Origin of the sequence: Streptomyces longwoodensis (assembly GCF_001514125.1) — a bacterium.
Lineage (GTDB): Bacteria > Actinomycetota > Actinomycetes > Streptomycetales > Streptomycetaceae > Streptomyces > Streptomyces longwoodensis.
In genome coordinates this window covers 1-23,008 of the sequence record NZ_KQ948549.1, presented here as the reverse complement: position 1 = coordinate 23,008, position 23,008 = coordinate 1, and the positions used below count along the sequence as shown (strand labels likewise).

The 23,008-nt window shown below is 71.8% G+C and carries 19 protein-coding genes and 1 riboswitch; of the genes, 4 read left to right on the top strand and 15 right to left on the bottom strand.

Features of this window, described 5'->3' with window-relative positions; genetic code table 11:
- The first annotated feature begins 21 nt into the window (after nucleotides 1–21).
- Together AQJ30_RS00095 and AQJ30_RS00090 are read left to right on the top strand one after the other, a co-directional pair.
- Complete coding sequence (locus tag AQJ30_RS00095) at nucleotides 22–228, top strand: DUF5999 family protein (protein WP_067227404.1); 207 nt, start codon at nucleotides 22–24, stop codon at nucleotides 226–228.
- A 446-nt stretch (nucleotides 229–674) separates the two neighbouring features.
- Complete coding sequence (locus tag AQJ30_RS00090) at nucleotides 675–1,763, top strand: LacI family DNA-binding transcriptional regulator (RefSeq protein WP_079083687.1); 1,089 nt, start codon at nucleotides 675–677, stop codon at nucleotides 1,761–1,763.
- Here AQJ30_RS00090 and AQJ30_RS00085 read toward each other — a convergent pair.
- The 4 genes from AQJ30_RS00085 to AQJ30_RS00070 form a co-directional block, all read right to left on the bottom strand.
- A complete protein-coding gene (locus AQJ30_RS00085; RefSeq protein ID WP_067227402.1) occupies nucleotides 1,736–2,797 on the bottom strand; it encodes an endo-1,4-beta-xylanase in 1,062 nt (353 codons plus the stop codon). The genes AQJ30_RS00090 and AQJ30_RS00085 overlap by 28 nt on opposite strands.
- A 55-nt stretch (nucleotides 2,798–2,852) precedes the next feature.
- The gene (locus AQJ30_RS00080; protein ID WP_245726801.1) at nucleotides 2,853–3,617 is read right to left on the bottom strand and encodes a carbohydrate ABC transporter permease; all 765 of its coding nucleotides are present in this window, start codon (nucleotides 3,615–3,617) and stop codon (nucleotides 2,853–2,855) included.
- A gap of 62 nt (nucleotides 3,618–3,679) precedes the next feature.
- A complete protein-coding gene (locus AQJ30_RS00075) occupies nucleotides 3,680–4,678 on the bottom strand; it encodes a carbohydrate ABC transporter permease (protein WP_067227398.1) in 999 nt (332 codons plus the stop codon).
- 6 nt (nucleotides 4,679–4,684) lie between these two features.
- On the bottom strand, nucleotides 4,685–5,980 hold the full coding sequence (locus AQJ30_RS00070; protein ID WP_067227394.1) for an extracellular solute-binding protein: 1,296 nt from the start codon (nucleotides 5,978–5,980) through the stop codon (nucleotides 4,685–4,687).
- Between the two features lie 341 nt (nucleotides 5,981–6,321).
- Between AQJ30_RS00070 and AQJ30_RS00065 the strand changes: the two genes are divergently transcribed.
- Nucleotides 6,322–8,277, top strand: coding sequence for an APC family permease (locus AQJ30_RS00065; protein WP_067227392.1), 1,956 nt, complete (start codon nucleotides 6,322–6,324; stop codon nucleotides 8,275–8,277).
- 91 nt (nucleotides 8,278–8,368) lie between these two features.
- On the opposite strand, the gene gcvP is transcribed toward AQJ30_RS00065, so the two are convergent.
- On the bottom strand, nucleotides 8,369–11,254 hold the full coding sequence (gene gcvP / locus AQJ30_RS00060) for an aminomethyl-transferring glycine dehydrogenase (RefSeq protein ID WP_067227390.1): 2,886 nt from the start codon (nucleotides 11,252–11,254) through the stop codon (nucleotides 8,369–8,371).
- 177 nt (nucleotides 11,255–11,431) lie between these two features.
- A riboswitch (glycine riboswitch) is annotated at nucleotides 11,432–11,526 on the bottom strand.
- Between the two features lie 121 nt (nucleotides 11,527–11,647).
- On the opposite strand from gcvP, the gene AQJ30_RS00055 reads away from it, so the two are divergent.
- Nucleotides 11,648–12,022: a PRC-barrel domain-containing protein gene (locus AQJ30_RS00055; RefSeq protein WP_067227389.1), complete on the top strand. Its 375-nt coding sequence runs from the start codon at nucleotides 11,648–11,650 to the stop codon at nucleotides 12,020–12,022.
- Between the two features lie 681 nt (nucleotides 12,023–12,703).
- Here AQJ30_RS00055 and AQJ30_RS00050 read toward each other — a convergent pair.
- From AQJ30_RS00050 to clsA, 10 genes are all read right to left on the bottom strand, one after another.
- Nucleotides 12,704–14,128, bottom strand: coding sequence for a DNA polymerase IV (locus AQJ30_RS00050; protein ID WP_067227388.1), 1,425 nt, complete (start codon nucleotides 14,126–14,128; stop codon nucleotides 12,704–12,706).
- Between the two features lie 99 nt (nucleotides 14,129–14,227).
- The gene (locus AQJ30_RS00045; protein WP_079083685.1) at nucleotides 14,228–14,872 is read right to left on the bottom strand and encodes a MerR family transcriptional regulator; all 645 of its coding nucleotides are present in this window, start codon (nucleotides 14,870–14,872) and stop codon (nucleotides 14,228–14,230) included.
- A 291-nt stretch (nucleotides 14,873–15,163) separates the two neighbouring features.
- Nucleotides 15,164–15,637, bottom strand: a complete 474-nt coding sequence (locus AQJ30_RS00040) for a bifunctional nuclease family protein (protein WP_026253112.1) — start codon at nucleotides 15,635–15,637, stop codon at nucleotides 15,164–15,166.
- Between the two features lie 125 nt (nucleotides 15,638–15,762).
- Nucleotides 15,763–16,503, bottom strand: coding sequence for a transcriptional regulator FtsR (gene ftsR / locus AQJ30_RS00035; protein WP_067227386.1), 741 nt, complete (start codon nucleotides 16,501–16,503; stop codon nucleotides 15,763–15,765).
- Between the two features lie 43 nt (nucleotides 16,504–16,546).
- Nucleotides 16,547–17,422, bottom strand: coding sequence for an FHA domain-containing protein (locus tag AQJ30_RS36375; protein ID WP_079083684.1), 876 nt, complete (start codon nucleotides 17,420–17,422; stop codon nucleotides 16,547–16,549).
- An 82-nt stretch (nucleotides 17,423–17,504) separates the two neighbouring features.
- Nucleotides 17,505–18,344 carry a DUF881 domain-containing protein gene (locus tag AQJ30_RS00025; protein WP_067227384.1) on the bottom strand — a complete coding sequence of 280 codons (840 nt, stop codon included), beginning with the start codon at nucleotides 18,342–18,344 and terminating at the stop codon, nucleotides 17,505–17,507.
- A gap of 5 nt (nucleotides 18,345–18,349) precedes the next feature.
- On the bottom strand, nucleotides 18,350–18,682 hold the full coding sequence (locus AQJ30_RS00020; RefSeq protein ID WP_067227382.1) for a small basic family protein: 333 nt from the start codon (nucleotides 18,680–18,682) through the stop codon (nucleotides 18,350–18,352).
- Entirely contained in the window at nucleotides 18,679–19,584 is a 906-nt protein-coding gene (locus tag AQJ30_RS00015; RefSeq protein ID WP_107119451.1) for a DUF881 domain-containing protein, read from the bottom strand. Before AQJ30_RS00015 ends, AQJ30_RS00020 begins: the two co-directional genes overlap by 4 nt.
- A gap of 99 nt (nucleotides 19,585–19,683) precedes the next feature.
- Entirely contained in the window at nucleotides 19,684–22,179 is a 2,496-nt protein-coding gene (locus tag AQJ30_RS00010; protein ID WP_067227379.1) for a mannose-1-phosphate guanyltransferase, read from the bottom strand.
- Nucleotides 22,180–22,292: 113 nt separating this feature from the next.
- Entirely contained in the window at nucleotides 22,293–22,901 is a 609-nt protein-coding gene (gene clsA / locus AQJ30_RS00005; RefSeq protein WP_067228809.1) for a cardiolipin synthase ClsA, read from the bottom strand.
- Nucleotides 22,902–23,008: the final 107 nt, after the last annotated feature.

Below are 23,008 nucleotides of genomic sequence, written 5' to 3'. Positions count from 1 at the left end.
TCAGAGCGAGAGATCCCATCCATGTGCCAGCACCAGCCACCGTGTCCGACCGCGCACTCCGCCGACCGGGAATCCGCCCGCCTCGTGGCGCACCACCCGGAGCAGGGCTGGAGCCTGCTGTGCAACGGCGTCCTCCTCTTCGAGGACACCGGTGAGCTCCTGCCGGACGGCCAGATCATCGCCCCGCACCGCCCGCTGGCCACCGGCCGGGTCGTGACGGCAGCCTGATCACCACCGGGCGGCCGGAGCGGCGCCCGACCAGCACCGGGCGCCCGGCACGGCGCCCGGCCACCACCGGGCGGCCGACGCGCCGCCCGCGGCACCGAGGGGCCGGACGCAGACCGTCGCTGCGCACCGGCCCCGACGCACGGGGAGCCCCGGTCACTCCCCGTAGCGGCCGTTTCCTCCTAGGGGGTGTCTTGTCGATCAGGCCGGATCAGGGAGCGGCGTCTGGTGCCGTGCATCGCAAGGCGGAGGAGGGAGTCGATGCGGAGCATCGGGGACCGACGACAACGCGGCGAGGCGCGGTGCCAGACGCCGCGAGCCCGGCCTGATCGACAAGACACCCCCTAGGTACGCCTTCCCAGCACCGCCCCGTTTCCGGAAGACTCCTGGACGTTTCGCAGAGGGCGGCGCGGCGCGTCGGGGCGCCCGCGGTGACGGAGGTGGGGGCAGTGGCAGCGTACGAGGACGACGGCGAGGGGCCGTCCACGGCGTCCGGCCCGTCGGCGCCCCGGGGGAAGGTCACCATCACGGCGATCGCCCGCGAGGCCGGGGTCTCCGTGCCGACGGTGTCCCGGGTGGTCAACGGGCGCTCCGACGTCGCGCCCGGGACGCGTGCGCGGGTCGAGGACCTGCTGCGCCGGCACGGCTACCGCAGGCGCTCCCCGGCCCCCTCCGCCGGCGCCGCCCTGCTCGACCTGGTCTTCCACGACCTCGACAGCCCGTGGGCGGTGGAGATCCTGCGCGGCGTCGAGGAGGTCGCGCACACCGCCGGCGTCGGCACCGTCGTGTCGGCGATCCACGGCCGCTCGGGCGCCGCCCGCGAGTGGATGCGCAACCTGCGCGCCCGCGCCTCCGACGGCGTCATCCTGGTCACCTCCGCCCTGGAGCCGGGACTCCAGGACCAACTGCGCGTCCTCGGGGTCCCGTTGGTTGTGGTGGATCCGACGGGCTCGCCCGGCGCCGACGCCCCGACCATCGGCGCCGCCAACTGGGCCGGCGGGCTGGCGGCCACCGAGCACCTGCTGTCCCTGGGCCACCGCCGGATCGCGCTGATCGCGGGCCCGTCCCGGCTGCTGTGCTCGCGGGCCCGCCACGACGGCTACCGCGCGGCCCTGGAGGCCGCCGGGCTCTCCGTCGACCCGGCCCTGGTGGTCCCCGGTGACTTCCGCCCCGAGTCGGGCTTCGCCGGCTGCACCGCCCTCCTGGACCTGCCCGAGCCGCCTACGGCGCTGTTCGCCGCCAGCGACCAGATGGCGCTCGGCGCGATCGAGGCGCTGCGCCGGCGGGGGCTGCGCGTCCCGGAGGACATGAGCGTGGTCGGCTTCGACGACCTGCCCGAGGTCCGCTGGTCCGCGCCGCCCCTGACCACGGTCCGCCAGCCGCTCGCCGACATGGGCCGGCTGGCCGTCCGCACGGTGCTGCGCCTCGCCCGCGGCGAGCACCCCGGCTCGCCGCGGGTGGAGCTCGGCACGGACCTGGTGGTGCGCTGCAGCACCGCGCCGCCCGCGGCTCAGTCCAGCGCGTCCCGGATCGCGTAGTAGGCCGGCTTCGGCGCGAGCTGCTCGTCCCACGGCAGGGCCGCGCCCTCACCGGGGAAGAAGGCCGGGATCCAGGAGTACTTGTCCGTGTAATCCCAGATCGTGATGCCGACGCAGCGGCGCACCGCGAGGCACGCCTCGGTCATGTCCCGGTACCAGTCGGCCTGTCGGGCGAGCTTGTCCTCGGTGGCCGGGAGCTGCATCCGCACGTCGACCTCGGTGAGCGCGGTGTCCAGGCCGAGGCGGGAGAAGCGGCGCAGGTTGTCCTCCAGGCTGGCCGGATAGCCGTACTGGAGGGCGAGATGGGCCTGCAGGCCGATGCCGTCGAGCGGGACGCGCTGGGCCCTCAGCTGTCGCGCGAGGGCGTAGTAGGCGTCGCTCTTGGGACCGACCGCCTCGATGTTGTAGTCGTTGAGGTACAGCTTGGCGTGCGGGTCGGCCTCGTGGGCCCAGCGCAGGGCGTCGGCGATGTAGCCCGGGCCGAGGGTGGTGTAGAAGAGCGTCTCCCGGTAGGTGCCGTCCTCGTTGAACGCCTCGTTGACGACGTCCCAGGAGTAGACCGTGCCGCGGTAGTGGCGCACCTCGGTCTGGATGTGGTGCTTCAGCACGGCGCGCAGCTCGTCGGCCGTCCAGGTGCGGCTGGTCAGCCAGTCCGGGAGCTGGCTGTGCCAGACCAGGGTGTGGGCGCGGACCCGCTGGTGGTGCGAGCGGGCGAGGTCCACGATCTCGTCGCCGGCGGTCCAGTCGAAGACGCCCTGCTGGGGCTCGGTGGCGTACCACTTCATGCCGTTGCCGGGCGTGATCATGTCGAACTCGTGGCCGAGGACGTCCGTGTAGGCGGTGTCGGTGAGTTCGGGGTTGTCGGTGGCGCTGCCGAGGTAGCGGCCGTGGCGTTCGGCCAGGTCGGCGAGCGTGGGCTGCCGGTGGGGGCGGTCGCCGGCCTGCGCGGCCGGGCCGGCGGCGATCCCGGCGGCGACCAGCACGGTGGCGAGCGCCCCGGCGATCCTGAGACGGGTCCGGGCGGTGCTGTGCATGGTGCGACTCCTCACGACGGGGTGCGGGCGGGGGCCGTACGTCCGCGGGCGCGGGTCATCCCTTGGTGGCGCCGGCGGTGAGGCCGCCGACGAGCTGCCGCTCGGCGACCGAGTAGAAGGCCAGGGCCGGGACCATGGCGAGGACCAGGTAGGCGAACACCCGGGCGGTGTCCGAGGAGTACTGGCCCTGGAACTGCTGGACGCCGATCGGGACGGTCCACCAGGTGTCGTCGGTGAACACCAGCAGCGGCAGCAGGAAGTTGTTCCAGCTGGCCACCACGGCGAGCACCGAGACGGTGCCGAGGGCGGGGCGGGCCATGGGCAGCAGCACCCGCCAGAAGAAGCCCAGCGGGCCGCAGCCGTCGAGGGTGGCCGCCTCCTCCAGTTCGGCCGGGATCTCCCGGAAGAAGCCGCGCAGGATGACGATGGTCATCGGCAGTCCGAACGCGGCCTGCGGCAGGATCACGCCGAGCGGGTCGTCGAGCAGTCCCATCGAGCGCAGCAGCAGGAACAGCGGGAGGGCCGCCACCGCGAACGGGAACATCAGGCCGATGGTGAACAGGGTGAACAGCACCTCCCGTCCGCGGAAGGCGAACCGGGCGAAGGAGAACGCGGCGAGTGCGGACACCGCGACGACCACCACCGTCGTCCCGATCGCGATGAAGGTGCTGCTGCCGACCAGCCGCCAGAAGCTCCCGGAGGCGAGGATGCCGGTGTAGTTGGAGGTGACCCACGGGTCGGGCAGGCCGACGGGGTTGCGGGAGAGCTGGTCGGTCGACTTGAAGCCGGACAGCACGGCGTACAGCAGCGGTACGGCCATCACCGCGCCGACCACCAGCAGGACGGCGTGCAGCGACAGGGTCTTCGACGTCCGGGGGGCCTTCACGCGCCGCCTCCTCGCATGGTCGTGGTGGCGCCCGCCAGGTCGCGGCGGAGCACGAACCGCTGGTAGGCGAGGGCGAAGACGAGGCTGATGCCGAACATGACCACGCTGATCGCGCTGGCGTAGCCGACCTGGTAGCGCTTGAAGCCGTACTGGAACATGGTCACGGCCATCGTCTCGGAGTGGTGGTCGGGTCCGCCCGCCGTGATCACCCACACCAGGTCGAAGAGCTGGACGGAGCCGATGACCGACAGGAAGACGCTGATGCGCAGGGTGGGGGCGAGCAGCGGCAGGGTGACGTGCCGGAAGCGCTGCCAGGGCCCGGCCCCGTCGATCAGCGCCGCCTCGGTCAACTCGGCCGGGACGGCCTGGAGTCCGGCCAGGTAGAGCATCATGTGGAAGCCGAAGTACTTCCACATCATGACGAGGAAGAGGGTGGCCATCACGGTGGAGGGGTCGGAGAACCACTTCCCGGCCGGGCCGTCCAGGCCGACCCCGCCGAGGACGTGGTCGGCGAGCCCGTCGCCCGGCGCGAAGATCATGCCGAACAGCACGCCGGTGATCGCCTCGGACAGGACGTAGGGCGCGAAGAACAGCATGCGGTAGACGGCCCGGCCGCGCAGCCGCTGGTTGAGCGCGACCGCCAGCGCCAGCGCGAACGGCAGCTGGAGGCCGAGCGAGAGCAGCACGAGGACCAGGCAGCGCCACAGGTCGCCCCGGAACACCGGGTCCTGGAACAGCCGGGTGAAGTTGTCGCCGCCGACGGCGTCCTCGGGCATGCCGAAGCCGCCCCAGCGGAAGAACGACGCGTACAGCGCGAACAGCAGCGGCAGCAGGACCAGCGTCCCGAACAGCACCAGGGCGGGCACCTGGAGGCCGTAGGCGGTGAGGTGGTGCACCACGCGCCGCCGCGCCCGCCCCCTGGGTCGTTCGGCGGCCGGGGGCAGGGAGGCGACGTCGACGCCGCTCCGCTCCTCGGGGAGGTAGGTGGAGGCCATCGCCTGCTACTGCTCTTCCTTCGCGGCCTTGGTGATCGACTCGGCCACCTGCCGGGGCGACTTGGAGCCCGCGACGAGGGCGGCGACGCTGTCGTTGACCTCCTGGCCGACGGCGGGCGCGTACGCCTGGTCGAGGTAGAGCTGGAACCCGGTGGCGGCCTTCAACTGGGCCTGGACCGCCGTGAGGTTGGGATCGGTCAGGGCGCTCTCCGCGGACGGCACGACGGGGAGCACGCCGGTCTTCTTGACGAGCGTGGTGTCGGTGGCGGCGGAGGCGAAGAACTTCAGGAAGTCCACCGCCGCCTGCGGGGCGCCCTTGCGCAGGGCGTGTCCGCCGCCCCCGCCGAACACCTCGGTGATGGCCCCCCGGCCGCCCTCGACCGCGGGGAAGGGGAAGAACCCGAGGTCGGCGCCGAGGCCCTTGCCGGCGTCGGCCTGCACCACCGGCGCCCACTGGCCCATGAGTTCCATGGCGGCCCTGCCGTTGCCGACGGCGGCCGCCTGTCCGGTGGGCGTGGAGTAGGCGGCGCCGAGGAAGCCCTTCTGGAAGGGCTGGAGGTCCACGAGTTCCTGGAGGTGCTGCCCGGCGCGGACGAAGCCGTCGCCGGTGAAGTCCTTGGCGTCGTTGGCCTTGCCGAGCGCGTTGGCGCCCGCGGTGCGCATCGCCAGGTAGGCCCAGTAGTACATGCCGGGCCACTTCTCCTTGCCGGCCAGCGCGATGGGCGTGGTGCCGGCCGCCTTCAGCTTCCTGACCGCGTCGAGGAACCCGCTCCACGTGGTGGGCGGCTGGGCGATCCCGGCCCGCCGGAAGAGGGCCTTGTTGTACCAGAAGCCGATCATGCCGATGTCGAACGGGATGCCGTAGACCTTGTCGTCGATCAGGTAGGGCTCCTTGGCGACCTTCAGCAGGCCCTCGGACCACGGCGCGGTCCGCTCGCCGAGGTCCTCGACGAGTCCGGCCTCGACCTGCTGCCTGAGCACTCCCCCGCCCCAGGTGTGGAAGATGTCGGGGAGCTTGCCCGATGCGGTCAGCGCGGTCATCTTCGACTTGTACGCGTCGTTCTCGAGCTGGACGACCTTGATCTTGACCTTGGGGTTCTGTGCCTCGAACTGCCGGGCGAGGCCGGCCCAGACGTCCTTGGTCGGCTGGGTGGTGGAGATGTTCCACCACTCGACGGTGGTCGTGCCGGACGACGACCCCCCGTCCGAGTCGCCGCCGCAGGCGCTCAGCGCCGTCATGCTGACGCCGGCGGCGGCGGAGGCCGCCAGGAAGCCGCGGCGGGACAGTGCCGGGTCGCCCATGGATGCTCCTCGAAAGTTTCGGCGCGCGTCCAGAAAACTTCGGTTGCTGCCGCACCCTAGGGAGACGGTCCGAGGGGTGGCAACCCCCCGGACACGGCCAATCGGCGACCGGATCGGCGCCTCGACAGGGGCAGCGAAACATTCGTCCAGCCCCTCGAACATGACGCCCCGGCGCGCCGTCGCCATCGAGGCCCGCTCACCCACACGGGCGGAACCCTTAACGCAGGCTTGACGGCCCCGGCCCCTTGATCCGCGGGCCGCCGCCGCACCCTCGGCCTACGCTGGAGCCGCCGTCCGCGTGATGGCCCCCACCCACGCTGACCAGCACCAGGAGCACCCCCATGAGCACGACCGAGCACCCCGCGCCCAGTCGGCTGCGCTCCTGGATGCTCGAGGGGCTGTCGGACATGGGCAAGGGCCAGGGCGTCACGGGACCGCACGCCACGCCGGAGCCCCCGCACCGCGGCCAGGCCTGGTACCGGGTCATGTGCCTGACGGGCGTCGACTACTTCTCCACCCTCGGCTACCAGCCGGGCATCGCCGCCCTCGCGGCCGGACTGCTCTCCCCCGTGGCGACCGTCGTCCTGGTGGTCGTGACCCTCGCGGGCGCCCTGCCGGTCTACCGCCGGGTCGCCGAGGAGTCACCGCACGGCGAGGGCTCGATCGCCATGCTGGAGCGGCTGCTCACCTTCTGGAAGGGCAAGCTGTTCGTCCTGACCCTGCTGGGCTTCGCCGCCACCGACTTCCTGATCACCATCACCCTGTCCGCGGCCGACGCCTCGACCCACCTGGTGGAGAACCCGCACCTGACCGAGGCCCTGCACGGCCAGCGCATGCTGATCACCCTCCTGCTCGTCGCCCTGCTCGGCGCGGTGTTCCTCAAGGGCTTCCTGGAGGCGATCGGGGTCGCCGTCGCCCTGGTCGCCACCTACCTGGCCCTCAACGCGGTCGTCGTGGCCGCCGGCTTCTGGCACGTGGTCACCGCCGGCCACGTCGTCACCGACTGGTCCCACGCGCTGACCGCCGAGCACGGCAACGTCTTCGCGATGGTCGGCGTCTCCCTGCTGGTCTTCCCCAAGCTCGCCCTCGGCCTGTCCGGCTTCGAGACCGGCGTCGCCGTCATGCCGCACGTGAAGGGCGATCCCGGCGACACCGAGGAGCACCCGGCGGGCCGTATCCGCGACACCAAGAAGCTGCTGACGACCGCCGCCCTCATCATGAGCGTCTTCCTGATCGTCACCAGCTTCCTCACCACCGTGCTCATCCCGGAGAAGGAGTTCGAGTCCGGCGGCCAGGCCAACGGCCGCGCCCTCGCCTACCTGGCGCACGAATACCTCGGCAACACCTTCGGCACGGTCTACGACGTGTCCACCATCGCCATCCTGTGGTTCGCCGGCGCCTCCGCGATGGCCGGCCTGCTCAACCTGATGCCGCGCTACCTGCCCCGCTACGGCATGGCCCCGCACTGGGCCCGCGCAGTGCGCCCGATGGTGCTGGTCTTCACCCTGATCGCCTTCCTGGTCACCTGGGTCTTCGACGCCGACGTCGACGCCCAGGGCGGCGCCTACGCCACCGGCGTGCTGGTGCTGATGTCCTCCGCCGCGATCGCGGTCACCATCGCCGCGCGCCGGGCCGGACAGCGCGGCTGGACCGTCACCTTCGGCGTGGTCTCGGCGGTGCTGCTCTACGTCACCGTCGTCAACGTCATCGAACGGCCCGACGGCGTGAAGATCGGTGCCTGCTTCATCGCCGGCATCATCGCCGTCTCGCTGCTGTCCCGGCTGGCCCGCGCCTTCGAGCTGCGCGTCACCGACGTCACGCTCGACCCCCTGGCGGAGCGGTTCGTGCGGGACGCGGCCAGCCGCAAGTTGCGCTTCATCGCCAACGAGCCCGACCGCCGCGACCTCGCCGAGTACCGCGACAAGATCGAGCAGATCCGCGAGGACAACGACCTCCCCGCCCGCGAGGACTTCGTCTTCGCCGAGGTCACGGTCACCGACCCGTCCGAGTTCGAGGGCCGGCTGGTGGTCCGCGGCGAGGTCCTGCACGGCCGCTACCGCGTCCTGACCCTGGAGTCGTCCTCCATCCCCAACGCCCTGGCGGCCCTGCTCCTGCACGTGCGCGACACGACCGGCTGCACGCCGCACATTTACTTCGAGTGGACCGAGGGCAGCCCGTTCGCCAACTTCCTGCGTTTCTTCCTCTTCGGCCAGGGCGAGGTCGCCCCGGTCACCCGGGAGGTGCTGCGCGAGGCCGAACCGGACCGCGCCCGCCGGCCCCGCGTCCACACGGGCTGACACGGCCGAGGGCCCCCCACCCGTCGGTGGGGGGCCCTCGGTGTGCCCGGCGCGCGGCCGGACCGGCCCGGCCGCCCGGCGGCCCGTCCGCTCAGTCGTCGTACGCGTCCAGCGGCGGGCAGGAGCAGACCAGGTTCCGGTCGCCGTACGCCTGGTCGATGCGGCGCACCGGCGGCCAGTACTTGTCGGCGGCGGACACCCCGCCCGGGAACACGGCCTCCTCGCGGGTGTAGGCGTGCTCCCACTCCCCGCCGAGCGCGGCGGCGGTGTGCGGGGCGCCCCGCAGGGGGTTGTCCTCGGCCGGCCAGTCGCCCGCGCCGACCTTCTCGATCTCGGCGCGGATGGCGATCATCGCGTCGCAGAAGCGGTCCAGCTCGGCCAGGTCCTCCGACTCGGTCGGCTCGATCATCAGCGTGCCGGCCACCGGGAAGGACATCGTCGGCGCGTGGAAGCCGTAGTCGATGAGCCGCTTGGCCACGTCGTCCACGCTCACACCGGTGGCCTTGGTGATCGGCCGCAGGTCGATGATGCACTCGTGCGCGACCAGCCCGCCGGGGCCGGTGTAGAGCACGGGGTAGTGCGGCTCCAGGCGCTTGGCGACGTAGTTCGCGGACAGCACGGCGACCTGCGTGGCCCGCTTGAGCCCCTCGCCGCCCATGAGCCGCACGTAGGCCCAGGAGATCGGCAGGATGCCCGCGGAGCCCCACGGCGCGGCCGAGATCGGCCCGACGCCCGTCTCGGGCCCGGCGGCGGGCTGCAGCGGGTGGTTCGGCAGGTACGGCGCCAGGTGCGACCGCACGGCCACGGGGCCGACGCCGGGGCCGCCGCCGCCGTGCGGGATGCAGAACGTCTTGTGCAGGTTCAGGTGGGAGACGTCGCCGCCGAAGTGGCCCGGCTTGGCGAGGCCGACCAGCGCGTTGAGGTTGGCGCCGTCGACGTAGACCTGGCCGCCCGCCTCGTGCACCTGGGCGCAGATGTCGGCGACGTGCTCCTCGAAGACGCCGTGCGTCGACGGGTAGGTGATCATCAGCACGGCGAGCTGCTCGCGGTGCTGCTCGATCTTGGCGCGCAGGTCCTCGACGTCGATCTCGCCGTCCTCGGCGGTCTTCACGACGACGACCTTCATGCCGGCCATGACGGCGCTGGCGGCGTTGGTGCCGTGCGCCGAGGACGGGATGAGGCAGACGGTGCGGCCCTCGTCGCCGTTGGCGCGGTGGTAGCCGCGCACGGCCAGCAGACCGGCCAGCTCGCCCTGCGACCCGGCGTTGGGCTGGAGGGAGACCTTGTCGTACCCGGTGACCTCGGCGAGCCGCTCCTCCAGCTCACGGATCAGCGTGAGGTAGCCCTCGGCCTGCTCGGCGGGCGCGAACGGGTGCAGCTGCCCGAACTCCGGCCAGGTGACCGGCTCCATCTCGGTCGTCGCGTTGAGCTTCATGGTGCAGGAGCCCAGCGGGATCATGCCGCGGTCGAGCGCGTAGTCGCGGTCGGAGAGCCGGCGCAGGTAGCGCAGCATCGCCGTCTCGGAGCGGTGCTGGTGGAACACCGGGTGGGTCAGGAAGTCGTCGGACCGCAGCAGCCCGTCGGGCAGCACGTCCCCGGCGGCCGCGTCGAGCGCCTCGACGTCGCCGCGGACACCGAAGGCGTCCCAGACGGCGGTGAGCTGCGCGCGCGTGGTGGTCTCGTCGCAGGCGGCCGACACGTGGTCGGCGTCGACGAGCCGCAGGTTGACCCCCTTGTCGCGGGCGGCCGCGACGACCTCGGCGGCCTTGCCGGGCACCCGTGCGGTCACCGTGTCGAAGTAGGTGCCGTGCACGACCTCGACGCCGCCCGCGGTCAGCCCGGCGGCCAGGATCGAGGCGTACCGGTGGGTGCGCCGCGCGATCGCCCGCAGTCCCTCGGGGCCGTGGTAGACCGCGTACATGCCGGCCATGACGGCCAGCAGGACCTGCGCGGTGCAGATGTTGCTGGTGGCCTTCTCGCGCCGGATGTGCTGCTCACGCGTCTGCAGCGCGAGCCGGTAGGCCTTGTGCCCGTCCGCGTCGACGGACACCCCGACGAGCCGCCCGGGCAGGCTCCGCGCGAACTTCTCCTGGACGGCCATGTAGCCGGCGTGCGGGCCGCCGAAGCCCATCGGCACACCGAACCGCTGCGTCGTGCCCACCGCGATGTCGGCCCCCAGTTCACCGGGCGACGTCAGCAGGGTCAGCGCCAGCAGGTCGGCGGCGACCGTGACGACCGCGCCCAGCTCGTGGGCCTGCTCGATGACGGGCCGTATGTCGCGCACGACGCCGGAGGCGCCCGGGTACTGGACCAGCACACCGTTGATCTCGCGCTCGGCGAGGTCGGCCGGGATGCCCTCGGCGAGGTCGGCGACGACCACCTCGACGCCGGTCGGTTCGGCCCGGGTGCGGATCACGGCGACGGTCTGCGGCAGCGCGTCCGCGTCGATCAGGAACAGGCCCTTCTTGTTCTTGCCCATGCGCCGGGACAGCGCCATCGCCTCGGCGGCGGCGGTGCTCTCGTCGAGCAGCGAGGCGCCGGAGGTGGGCAGCCCCGTCAGGTCGGCGACCATGGTCTGGAAGTTGAGCAGCGCCTCCAGGCGGCCCTGGGAGATCTCCGGCTGGTAGGGCGTGTACGCCGTGTACCAGGCCGGGTTCTCCATGACGTTGCGCAGGATGACGGGCGGCGTGAACGTGCCGTAGTAGCCGAGCCCGATCATCGAGCCGAGCACCTGGTTGCGGTCGGCGAGCGAGCGCAGCTCGGCCAGCACCTCGGCCTCGCTGCGGGCACCGGGCAGGTCCAGCGCGTCGGCGTTCTTGATCACGTCCGGCACGGCGGCGGCGGTGAGCTCGTCGAGCGAGCCGTACCCGACCTGCGCGAGCATCTTGGCCCGCGCCTCCTGGTCGGGCCCGATGTGGCGCTGCTCGAAGGGGATGCCCTCTTCGAGCTCGGTGAGCGGAGTGCGGTGGGCGGTCATTGCGGAGGCCTCCTGGTCTGACGCGACCTTCGAGGGACACCACGGCACGGGTGCCCCGACGGCCTCCCCCTCTGTCATCTCAACCTGAGAGCTTCACCGGACGGCCCGGGGGACGTCCGGCTTTCACCGTCGGTGAGAGCGGACGCCGTCGACACCCGCCCTGCTTTCCAGAGTGACCTCGTCCGTGCGGTACGTGGGCCTGAGAGATTCCGGGGAGGATTTGCTCCTTCGGCGCCTCCATGGAACTCGGAGGACTCTCCCGCACGGGGTCAGCAGCCGCTGTCAGCGTACCAGCGAGGTCAACGCCGTGGCCTTCGAGTGGCCGCGGGGGCGATTGTGCTCTTTCGTAGTGCTGACGGACGAGTGCGCCCATTGCGACCACATGGAGGGACCGTGCAGACCGACATCGATCCGCGCCACCTGATCGGCCGCAAGGCGTTCGACCGCAGCGGCACCAAGATCGGCACCATCGACGAGGTGTACCTCGACGACGCGACCGGCGTACCGGAGTGGGCGGCCATACGGACCGGTCTGTTCTCCCGGGACGCGTTCGTCCCGCTGGAGCCCAGCGAGCTGGTCGAGGGCGCCCTGCGGGTCCCCTTCGACCGGTCCCTGATCAAGGAGGCCCCGGACTTCGGCGTGGGCCGCCACCTCTCCCCCGAGCAGGAACTGCAGCTCTACCACCACTACGGCCTCGACGTGGCCGCCACGCCCCCGCCTCCGGACCGCGACTTCGGCCGCTTGGCGGGCAACCCGGACGAGGTCTGACGAGCCGGCCGGACCCGCGCTCCTGCCGCCCGGCCGAGGCCTGACCCCCCGGACGGCACCACGCCCTCGCCCCGCCGACACCACGCCCCCGCTCGGCCGACAGCCGGCCCCGCCCGCGGCCGCACGGCACCGTCCGCTCCTCGACCTCCGGTCGGTACGACGTGGAGCGGCCCCCGCTCCCTCCACCGCGCCACCGGCCCCGCTGCATTGCGCCCCCAGCCGCCCCGGACCGGCACTCCGGTGGGCCTCCACCCCCAGGGCAGCCCGCTCCACTGCCCCGACGAACGGGCCCTCGGCCCCAGCCGGTCTCAACCCCCGCTCGGGCCGGACTCCACCCCCGCTCGGGAGGGCCTCCACCCTGCCAAGAGCCGGGCCCCACCCCGGACCCAGCCGCCCTCGAGTGGCCGACCGTCTCCACCGCGCCGCCGGCCCGGCCTGACCGCGGCCCCACGCACCGTCCACCGGTCCTCCGCCCCCCCTCGACCCCGCCACCGCCCGGCCCGACCACGCCCGAGCGACCCCCGACCCGCGCTCCGGCAGCCCTCCACCGCCCGGACGGGCCGGTCCGACGCCCCCGGCCCCCCTCGACCGGCGCTCCACCCTGCCTCCACCCCACTCCAGCCACCCTCCACCGACGCCCCGGCGCACCTCCACCCGCACCAGCCGCCCCCGCGCCCTCGCTCAGCCCCCCACGGCCCCGCTCCCCACCCCGGTCTGCTCCGGCCCCGCCCCGCCGTCCGCCCGGGCCGCTCCGCCCTCCCCGGACGGCCGGACCGGCACCAGGGGCAGCGGGTCGGCCGGTTCCAGGTCCGGGTCGTCGACGCGGAACGTCCGCACCCGCCCGGGCTCCGAGTCCGGCGTCTCGAACCGCACGGTGACCCGGCCCAGACCGCTGCCCTGCACCCACCCGTGACCGAGCGAGGCGTGCCGCACGTCGTGCCCGGGCCGCCAGGAGTGCTCGGCGGGAACGGACGCGGCCGGCCGGGTCTCCTCCGGCACCGCCGCCTCCTCCTCGGACCCGAGGGGGTGCTCCCCGGCGGCCTGCGCGAACAGGTCCTCCTGGGTGTAGTCGGCCAGTCCCGAGACGCCCACCCCGAGCAGCCGCACCCCACCGGTGGTGTCCACCGAGTCCAGCAGCCGGGCCGCCGCCTCCCGGACCACGGCCGGGTCGTCCGTGGGCCCGCGCAGGGTCTCCGAACGGGTCAGGGTGGAGAAGTCGTACCGCCGCACCTTGAGCACGATCGTCCGCCCCGACAGCCCGGCCCCGCGCAGCCGCCGCACGCACCGGTCGGCGAGCCGCTGCACCTCCAGGCCCACCCGGAGCCGGTCGTGGATGTCCACGTCGTAGGTGTCCTCGACGGAGACGGACTTGGTCTCCCGCTCGGCCACCACGGGCCGCTCGTCGCGCGCCAGCGCCATGGCGTACAGGCCGTGCCCGTGGGCCTTGCCGAGCAGCCGCACCAGCTCGTCCTCACCGGCCTCCACGATCTCGTCGATCGTGGTGATCCCGGCCCGCCGCAGGTGGTCGCCCGTCGCCGGGCCCACGCCCGGCAGCGTCCGCACCGACAGCGGCCCGAGGAGCGCCCGCTCGGTCCCCGGCTCGATGAGCACCAGGCCGTTCGGCTTGGCCTGCTCGGAGGCGATCTTCGCGAGCATCTTGGAGGCGGCCAGGCCGACCGACCCGGTGAGCCCGGTGACCGCCCGGATGTCGGTCCGCAGCCGGACCCCGGTCAGCCGCGCCGAGTCGCTGTCCCAGGCCGCTCCCCCGGCCTCCAGGTCGACGAACGCCTCGTCCAGGCTGAGCGGCTCCACGAGCGGCGACAGGGCCCGCAGCAGTGCCATGACCTGGTCGCTGATCGCCCGGTAGAAGGTGAAGCGGGGGGTGAGGTAGGCGGCGTTGGGGGCGAGGCGGCGCGCCTGGGCCATGGGCATCGCCGAGTGCACCCCGAAAACCCGCGCCTCGTAGGACGCGGTGGCCACGACCCCGCGGGGCCCGAGGCCGCCCACGACCACCGCCTTGCCGCGCAGGCTCGGCTTGGACGCCTGCTCCGCCTGGGCGAAGAAGGCATCCATGTCGAGATGCAGGATGGTGGGCGCGTTCCGCACACCTCCGATGCTGCACCACACCACTGACAACGGCAGTCGGCGCCCCCGCGCGACCCGCGAGGACGCCCCCGCTTTGCGCAGGGGCGTCCGTACGGCGTCTCAGACGGCCCGGTTGCGCCGCCGCGCCAGCTCGTCGGCCGGGTTGTGCCCGACAAGCGTCTCGCCGGTGTCCACGCGCTCCCCGTGCAACTGCGACAGGGCGCTCTCGACGTCCCGCCACACCACGCCCACGGCGATGCCGAAGACGCCCTGGCCGCCCTGGAGCAGGGCGTGGACCTCGTCGGGCGAGGTGCACTCGTAGACGGTGGCGCCGTCGCTCATCAGCGTCATGCGCTCCAGGTCACGGAAACCCCGCTCCCTGAGGTGCTGCACGGCGGTGCGGATGTTCTGCAGGGACACGCCGGTGTCCAGGAAGCGCTTGACGATCTTCAGGACGACGACGTCCCGGAAGCTGTACAGGCGCTGGGTCCCGGACCCGTGGGCGGGCCGCACGCTCGGCTCTACGAGCCCGGTGCGGGCCCAGTAGTCCAGTTGGCGGTAGGTGATGCCGGCGGCCGCGCAGGCCGTCGGACCGCGGTAGCCGATCTGCTCGGACGCCATGGACGTCGCCCCTCCGCCGCTCGGCACGGCCGTCGGTCGCTGCGGAGCGTGGTCGGCCGCGCCGCCGTGGAGCGCATACGGACCGCTTCCCCCGACTCCGCGTCCGGGGGCACCCCCAGCCGTACCGTCGCCGCTGCTTCTCACGCCGACCTCCGTCCTTGAACTGCCTTCTCGACGGTAGGCAGTCACCAGGGGTGCGTCAACGATCGCCACACTCGGCACGCCGAGTGATAATCACCCTGAGAGTGGTTTCCCGTACCCCACCGCGGGGAAAGGCTAGCCGAATGCGCTCGAGGACGAGCCGTATGACGCTCCCCTCGGCCGACGGCACATGCCGGGGAACCCCCACGCGCGGGACGGACGCCCCGCCCGCCGGCCCGGCGGCGTCCTGCCGGCCGCCCGGCCCGTGGTGCGCGCCTCCCGCGTCTGCCGCGGCTACTGGCTGCTGGTGCCGAAGTCCTCGGGCGAGATCTGGTCGAGGAACTCGCGGAACTTCTCCACCTCGTCCTCCTGCTCGTCCGGGATGGCGATACCGGCGTCGTCGAGCACCGTGTCGCTGCCGTAGATCGGCGTCCCGGTGCGCAGGGCCAGCGCTATGGCGTCGGACGGGCGGGCGCTCACCTCGACGCCGCTGGCGAAGACCAGCTCCGCGTAGAAGACGCCCTCCCGCAGGTCCGTGATGCGCACTTCGGTGAGCTCCTGGCCCACGGCCTCCAGCACGTCCTTGAACAGGTCGTGGGTCAGCGGCCGTGCGGGAGCCATGCCCTGCTGGGCGAAGGCGATCGCGGTCGCCTCCCCCGGTCCGATCCAGATGGGGAGGTAGCGGTCGCCTCCCACTTCACGCAGGAGCACGATCGGTTGGTTGGAGGGCATCTCGACCCGGACACCTACGACATCGAGCTCGTTCACACAGCAACCCTAGGCCGTGTCCGAGACGTTTGGGTAGTCGGGCCGGGATCGGCCGGCCGATCCGCCGAGGGCGAACGGCGCCCGCGGGGCGTGCCGCAGGCCGTCAGTGAACCCTCAGCGGGCCGTCAGGGCAGCCGGACGCCGAGCGCGGTCTGCACCAGCGCGGCGTGCAGTCTGACCGTCAGACCCGCCAGTTCCTTCGCGCGGGCCTCGGCGTGGGCCCTGGTCTGCGGGTTGCGGTGCCGCCTGAGCGGGGAGACGACCTGGTCCACCAGTCCGGCCTCACGGTCGGCGGCCGCCTTCATCACCCGAAGGTGGCGGGGTTCGATGCCGAACCGGCCCAGCTCGGCGATCAGGGAGGCCACGGTGGCCGCCTCCGCGTCGTAGACGCCGGGCTCCAGCGGGACGACCAGGCCGTACGACTCCCACTCGGCCAGCTCGGCCTCGTCGATGCCGGCGGCCGCCAGCAGCTCGGCGCGCCCGATCCGTGCGGCGGTGGGCACCTCAAGGGACTCCTCGGGGGCCGTCTCGCCGTCGCGCTGCCGGCCCAGCCTGGGCAGGGGGCCGACCTCACCGCGCTCCATCGCGTCCAGGTGCTCCCGGATGACCTTGAGCGGCAGGTAGTGGTCCCGCTGCATCCGCAGGACGTGGGCCAGCCGCTCGACGTCCCCCGCGCTGAACTTGCGGTACCCCGACGGGGTCCGCCGCGGCTCGACCAGGCCCTCCGACTCCAGGAACCGGATCTTGGAGATGGTGACCTCGGGAAACTCGTCACGCAGCACGTTCAGCACCGTGCCGATGCTCATCAGCCCGCTGTCCGCGGCGGCGGTGCCGTGTCCGGCACCGCCCCTCGGGTCTCGCAGCATGGACCTTCCCCAGGGGTGTCCCCGGACCGGAGTCCGGGGAGGGTCAGTAGCCCCGCTGGCTCGCGTAGAAGACCAGCCGGTACTTGCCGATCTGCACCTCGTCCCCGTTCGACAGCGCGACCTGGTCGATCCGCTCGCGGTTGACGTACGTGCCGTTCAGGCTGCCGACGTCGGCGACCGTGAACGTCCCGTCCGGGCTGCGGCGGAACTCCACGTGGCGGCGGGAGACCGTCACGTCGTCCAGGAAGATGTCGCTCTGCGGGTGACGCCCGGCCGTGGTCAGGTCGCCGTCCAGCAGGAAGCGGCTGCCCGAGTTCGGCCCGCGTCGCACGACCAGCAGCGCGGAACCCAGCGGCAGCGCGTCCACCGCGGCCTGCGCCTCGGGCGACAGGGCGGGCAGCTGCGTCTGGCCGGTGGCCTCCGCGTCGTAGGCCTCGAGACCGGAGATCGAGATGGTGGACGTCGTCTCCGACGGGCGCTCGGCCCCGCCCCGCAGCGGAGCACCGCAGTTGGAGCAGAAGCGGCTGTTCTCCGCGTTGCGGTTACCGCACCTCGTACACACCAGGGCCGACATAGGGGAAAACCCTCCACCCGCACTTGAGGTTGACGGTTGTCCGAAACCTATGCCGCCGGACTGTGCAGGGTCAACAGACGGCGCGCCCTGACCTCCGTAAAGGTCACCCGGACCAGCCACCTGGTCCCGGAACAGCGGCCGCTGGCCCTCCGCGTCGGGCTGTGTGCGATGGCGGGCGGTCGCGTTGTCGCTGCCCTCTCGCGCGCTCTTGCCGAACAACTTCGCAAACAACTTCACGGGCGATTCCCCTTGACCGAAACAGACCCGCCCGTGGGGCAGGACGAACCCTGACTGAACACACCGGTCGACCCGGACACCTTCACAACGTCCGTATCCACCAGACAGTTTCCACCACGCACCACCGGATCGGTGCGCCGACCCCCCGCAGCCTCATGCCCTTGCCGGACGTCCCCCATGCACCCCCGGTTCACTGGGAGGACGACCGAGCGTAGTCAGGCTGCTTCGCCGCTCGCAAGGCGTCCACGACGATCTTGTCCGACCGCTCCACCGTAACGGTGGCCTGCTCCTTCTCCAGGGTCTGCACCACGCCTCCAGGGATGTTGAGCGCCGGTTCGAGGTCCTGCGGCTTGCCGATGACCTTGAAACGATAGGGCGCGTTGATCTTGTTCCCGTCGACGCTCACGCTCTTGCCGGAGTCCGTCAGGTACGTATTGGCGACCACCCGCACGCCGTTGACCTGGATCGCCTCCGCCCCGGCCGCGCGCAGCTCCTGGATCGCGTCGAGCAGCATGTCCGCCCGGACCGTCCCCTTCGTGTCCTCGATGGTCATGGTGATGCCGGGACCCTGGGCCGCCACCGTGCCCGCCAGGATGCCGAGTTGCCGTTCCTTCTCGACCGTCTGCCGGCGGGCCTCCTCGGCCTGGTCGGAGCTGTTCTCCAGCTCCTGCTGCTGCTTCTCGAGTCCCTGCTTCTCGTCACCAAGACGCTGACTGCGGTCACCGAGTTCATCGAGGATGCGCACGAGATCCTCCTGGCGGGCGCCGCGCAGCGCGCTGTCGCTGTCGCTGTTCGAGGCGACCTGCACCGCCAGGCCGAAGCCGAGGCCGAACAGCAGCACGGCCACGATGAGTTGGGCGCGGCTCGCCCGCGGCGGCCACAGGCCCTTCACCAGCCGCTGCCGCCCGCTCAGCCGCTCCTGCTCCTGGCCGCCCTCCTGCGGCTCCTGCGGATCGGCGGGCGCCGCGGGCACCTCCTCGGGCAGTTCCCTGCGCAGCGGGTTCTCGGGGGTCCTGTCCTGGTCGCTCATCGGCGTCACGCCCGGAACACGTGCCGGCGGATCGCCGCGGCGTTGGAGAAGATGCGGATGCCCAGCACCACGACCACGCCCGTGGACAGCTGGGCCCCCACGCCCAACTTGTCGCCCAGGAAGACGATCAGCGCGGCCACGACCACGTTGGACAGGAACGACACCACGAAGACCTTGTCGTCGAAGATGCCGTCCAGCATGGCCCGCAGCCCGCCGAACACGGCGTCCAGCGCCGCCACGACGGCGATGGGCAGATACGGCTCGACGGCCGCCGGGATCTCGGGCCGGACCAACAGTCCGGCCACGACCCCCAGGACCAGGCCCAGTACGGCGATCACGATGTGCCCTTCTCCGTCTCAGTGCTCGGCTGTGCTGTTCGTACGATCACACTCGGTGCCGCCGGCAGCCGGACGTCGTCCTCCACGGAGATCGCGGTCCGGATGCCGAAGTTCTCCCGCAGGGCGTCCAGGTACAGGCCGTCGGCGCTGTCCTGGAACCGGGTGCTCAGGTTCTTCCCGTCCCCCACCGCGAGCACCGTGTACGGCGGCACCAGCGGCTTGTTGTCGACCAGTATGGCGTCGCCCGCCGCCCGGATCGCCGACAGGGACGTCAGCCGCTGTCCGTTGATCGAGACGGCCTCGGCACCCGACTCCCACAGGCCGTTGACCACGCGCTGCATGTCGCGGTCGCGCACGCGCCCGGTGTCGGAGAAGTCGGCGGTCTCCCGGGGATCGCCGTTGCCGCCGCTGCTGGCCTCCTCGGCGTCGTTCACGACGAGCTTCACGCCCGGGCCGTGCACGGCGACGGCACCGGACAGGACGCCCACCAGGTCGCCCCCGCCGCCACCGCCGCTCTTCTCCAGGGCGGCCCGCTGGCGGGCGCTCACGTCGTCGCGCAGCTTGTCGACGGACGCCTCGAGCTTGTCGGCCACCTCGGTCTCGCGGTCGATGCGGTCGATCAGTTCCTCGCGCTCCTTGGCGACGACCGGCGCGGCGACCCGTGCTTGGGCCGCGCCGACGGTCACGACGAGCGCCGCCAGCACGAGGCCGGCGGCGAGACCCAGCTTGGCCCGCAGCGTCTTGGGCATGCCGCCGTCGCCCTGCTTGCGGGCGGCGGCCTCGGCGTACCCGTCGTCGAGGCTGTGGTCCATGACGTTGGTGAGCAGCGACATGGACGCGTCCGGGCGCGCCGGACGCGCGGGTGTGCTCCGAACGGGGGGCTGCTGCGGCATGCCGCACATCGTCGCACGTCGCGACCGGTACCTCCGAACGGGGCCACCCGCGCGCCGGACGGACCCCCTCGGGGACACGTGTCCGGCACGCGGGCGTACGGCGGTTCGTCAGCGCCCGGCGCTGTCCACGACCGCAGCCCACTCGTCGAGCAGGGCCTGCGCGGAGGCGTCGTCCGGGCCCTCGGCCCACAGGTGCGTGACCGCCTCGGCCGGGTCGGGCAACACCATCACCCAGCGGCCGTCGGCCTCCACCACGCGCACGCCGTCGGTGGTGTCCACGAACCGGTCCCCGGCCTCCTCGACGACCCGGCGCATGACCAGGCCCTTGACGGCCCACGGCGTCGCGAGGTCCCGCTTGAGGACGTGCGCCCGCGGGATCCGCGCGTCGATCTGGCTGAGCGTGAGCTGCGTGCGCGCCACCAGGCCGATGAGCCGCACGAACGCGGCCGTACCGTCGAAGACGCTGCTGAACTCGGGGACGATGAAGCCGCCCTTGCCGTCGCCGCCGAAGATGGTCGACTCGTCCGCCCCGACGCGCGTCAGGTCGTCGGGCGACGTGGTCGTCCACTCCACCTGCGTCCCGTGGTACGCGGCGACCTGCTCGGCGATCCGGGTGGTGGTCACCGGCAGAGCCACCCGCCCACTGCGCCGCTCGGCGGCCACCAGGTCGAGCAGCACCAGCAGGGCCCGGTCGTCCTCGATGATCCGGCCCTTCTCGTCGACGAGCGACAGCCGCTCGCCCACGGGGTCGAACCGTACGCCGAACGCGGCCTGCGAGGACGCCACGATCTCGCCGAGCCGCACGAGGCCCTTGCGGCGCATCTCGGCGGTCTCGGTGGGCCGCGACTCGTCCAGACCGGGGTTGATGGTCAGCGAGTCGACACCCAGCTTGCCGAGCAGGCTCGGCAGGACCAGTCCGGCGCTGCCGTTCGAGGCGTCCACGACGACCTTCAGCCCGGACTCGGAGATCCCGGTCGTGTCGACGTTGCGCAGCAGCGACCCGGTGTACGAGTCGAAGACGCTGGACGGGAAGTGCAGGTCACCGATCTCGCCCGGGAACGCACGCCGGTACTCCTGGCGCGCGAACACCCGGTCCAGCTTGCGCTGGCTGCCCTGGGAGAGGTCGGCCCCCTGGGAGTCGAAGAACATGATGTCCACGGAGTCGGGCACCCCGGGCGACGTCCGGATCATGATGCCGCCGGCGCTGCCGCGCGCGGTCTGCTGCCGCGCCACGGGCAGCGGCACGTTCTCCAGGTCGCGTACGTCGATGGCGCTGGCCTGCAGCGCGGAGATGACCGCCCGCTTCAGCGCGCGGGCACCGCGGGAGTGGTCGCGGGCCGTGGTGACCGTCGCGCCCTTCTTCAGGGTCGTCGCGTAGGCACCGGCGAGGCGCACGGCGAGCTCGGGCGTGATCTCGACGTTCAGGATGCCGGAGACGCCGCGGGCGCCGAACAGGTTCGCCTGGCCGCGCGACTCCCAGATCACCGAGGTGTTGACGAACGCGCCGGCCTCGATGGTCTTGAACGGGTAGACGCGGACGTTGCCCTGCACGATCGATTCTTCACCGATCAGGCACTCGTCACCGATGACGGCGCCGTCCTCGATCCGGGCGGCCCGCATGATGTCGGTGTTCTTGCCCACCACACAGCCCCGCAGGTTGCTGTGCGGTCCGACGTACACGTTGTCGTGCACGACGGACTTGTGCAGGAAGGCACCGCTCTTGACGACCACGTTCGAGCCCACGACGCTGTGCTCGCGGATCTCGGCGCCGGCCTCCACCTTGGCGTAGTCGCCGATGTACAGCGGCCCCCGGAGCACGGCGTCCGGGTGCACCTCGGCACCCTCGGCCACCCACACGCCGGGCGAGATCTCGAACCCGTCGAGTTCGACGTCGACCTTGCCCTCGAGCACGTCGGCCTGGGCCTTCACGTAGCTCTCGTGGGTACCGACGTCCTCCCAGTAGCCTTCGGCGACATAGCCGTAGATCGGCTTGCCTTCCTTCATCAGCTGGGGGAAGACGTCGCCGGACCAGTCGACCGGCACGTCGGCCTCGACGTAGTCGAAGACCTCGGGCTCCATCACGTAGATACCGGTGTTCACGGTGTCCGAGAACACCTGGCCCCAGGTCGGCTTCTCCAGGAAGCGCTCGACCTTGCCCTCTTCGTCGACGATGGTGATGCCGAATTCCAGGGGGTTGGGCACCCGCGTCAGACAGACGGTGACGAGCGCGCCCTTTTCCTTGTGGAAGTTGATCAGCTCGGTGAGGTCGAAGTCCGTCAGGGCATCGCCGGAGATGACGAGGAAGGCATCGTCCTTCAACGCCTCTTCGGCGTTCTTGACGCTTCCGGCGGTACCGAGTGGCTTCTCCTCATTGGCATACGTGAGCTCCATCCCGAGCTCCTCGCCGTCACCGAAGTAGTTCTTGACCAGCGAGGCCAGGAACTGGACGGTGACGACGGTCTCGTTGAGCCCATGCCTTTTGAGCAGCCGCAGAACGTGCTCCATGATCGGCCGGTTGGCCACCGGCAGGAGCGGCTTGGGCATGCTCGAGGTCATAGGGCGAAGGCGCGTGCCTTCGCCTCCGGCCATCACGACGGCCTTCATGTCGGAAGCGTCCTCCTACAGAGACGACGGTGAGCCGACTTCACCCGTCAAGATTGTCCCGCACTTTCACGCCGCGGGCTTCTCGAGCGATTGCACACCGCTACGCTGCGGGATCAGTCGGTCATGGCGTCCGCGCGGACAAGGCGGCGGACCTGCACCACATACAGCACTCCTGCCCACCAATAGAGGGTTGTACCCCATCCGGCGAACGCCCATCCGAAAATAGCTGCGAGTGACGAGATCCATCCGCTTCCGTCACTGAGCAGCAGCAACGGGAACGCGTACATCAGGTTGAACGTGGCCGCCTTGCCGAGGAAGTTCACCTGGGGCGGCGGATAACCGTGGCGCCGGAGGATGCCCACCATCACCAGCAGGACCAGCTCGCGCGCGAGCAGTACGGCGGTGAGCCAGAGCGGCAGGATCTCCCGCCAGGTGAGGCCGACCAGCGTGGAGAGGATGTACAGCCGGTCGGCGGCCGGGTCGAGCAGCCGGCCGAGGCTGCTGATCTGGTTCCAGCGTCGCGCCAGCTTGCCGTCCAGGTAGTCGCTGATCCCGCTGAGGGCGAGCACGAGCAGGGCCCAGCCGTCGCTCTTGGGACCGCCGAACTCGGGCCTCAAAATGAGCCACAGGAACAGGGGCACGCCGAGCAGGCGAGCCATGCTCAGGATGTTCGGGATGGTGAGGACCCGGTCCGTCTGGACACGGGTCTCCTGGACCTCCACCCGGGGGCCTCCAGTGGGAAACGAGCCAACGATGCTCACTGACCTTACCTCAACGCAAAAAAGCTCCGGCCCCTGGGCAGTGCCCAAGAGCCGGAGCTGTAAAAGGA

What these genes read in the sequence shown, in the direction of transcription:
- AQJ30_RS00095 (WP_067227404.1), top strand. Translation starts at nt 22, where the DNA reads ATGTGCCAGCACCAGCCACCGTGTCCGACCGCGCACTCCGCCGACCGG.
- AQJ30_RS00085 (WP_067227402.1), bottom strand. Translation starts at nt 2,797, where the DNA reads ATGCACAGCACCGCCCGGACCCGTCTCAGGATCGCCGGGGCGCTCGCC.
- AQJ30_RS00080 (WP_245726801.1), bottom strand. Translation starts at nt 3,617, where the DNA reads ATGGCCGTACCGCTGCTGTACGCCGTGCTGTCCGGCTTCAAGTCGACC.
- AQJ30_RS00075 (WP_067227398.1), bottom strand. Translation starts at nt 4,678, where the DNA reads ATGGCCTCCACCTACCTCCCCGAGGAGCGGAGCGGCGTCGACGTCGCC.
- AQJ30_RS00070 (WP_067227394.1), bottom strand. Translation starts at nt 5,980, where the DNA reads ATGGGCGACCCGGCACTGTCCCGCCGCGGCTTCCTGGCGGCCTCCGCC.
- AQJ30_RS00065 (WP_067227392.1), top strand. Translation starts at nt 6,322, where the DNA reads ATGAGCACGACCGAGCACCCCGCGCCCAGTCGGCTGCGCTCCTGGATG.
- gcvP (WP_067227390.1), bottom strand. Translation starts at nt 11,254, where the DNA reads ATGACCGCCCACCGCACTCCGCTCACCGAGCTCGAAGAGGGCATCCCC.
- ftsR (WP_067227386.1), bottom strand. Translation starts at nt 16,503, where the DNA reads ATGCTGCGAGACCCGAGGGGCGGTGCCGGACACGGCACCGCCGCCGCG.
- AQJ30_RS00025 (WP_067227384.1), bottom strand. Translation starts at nt 18,344, where the DNA reads ATGAGCGACCAGGACAGGACCCCCGAGAACCCGCTGCGCAGGGAACTG.
- AQJ30_RS00015 (WP_107119451.1), bottom strand. Translation starts at nt 19,584, where the DNA reads ATGTGCGGCATGCCGCAGCAGCCCCCCGTTCGGAGCACACCCGCGCGT.
- AQJ30_RS00010 (WP_067227379.1), bottom strand. Translation starts at nt 22,179, where the DNA reads ATGAAGGCCGTCGTGATGGCCGGAGGCGAAGGCACGCGCCTTCGCCCT.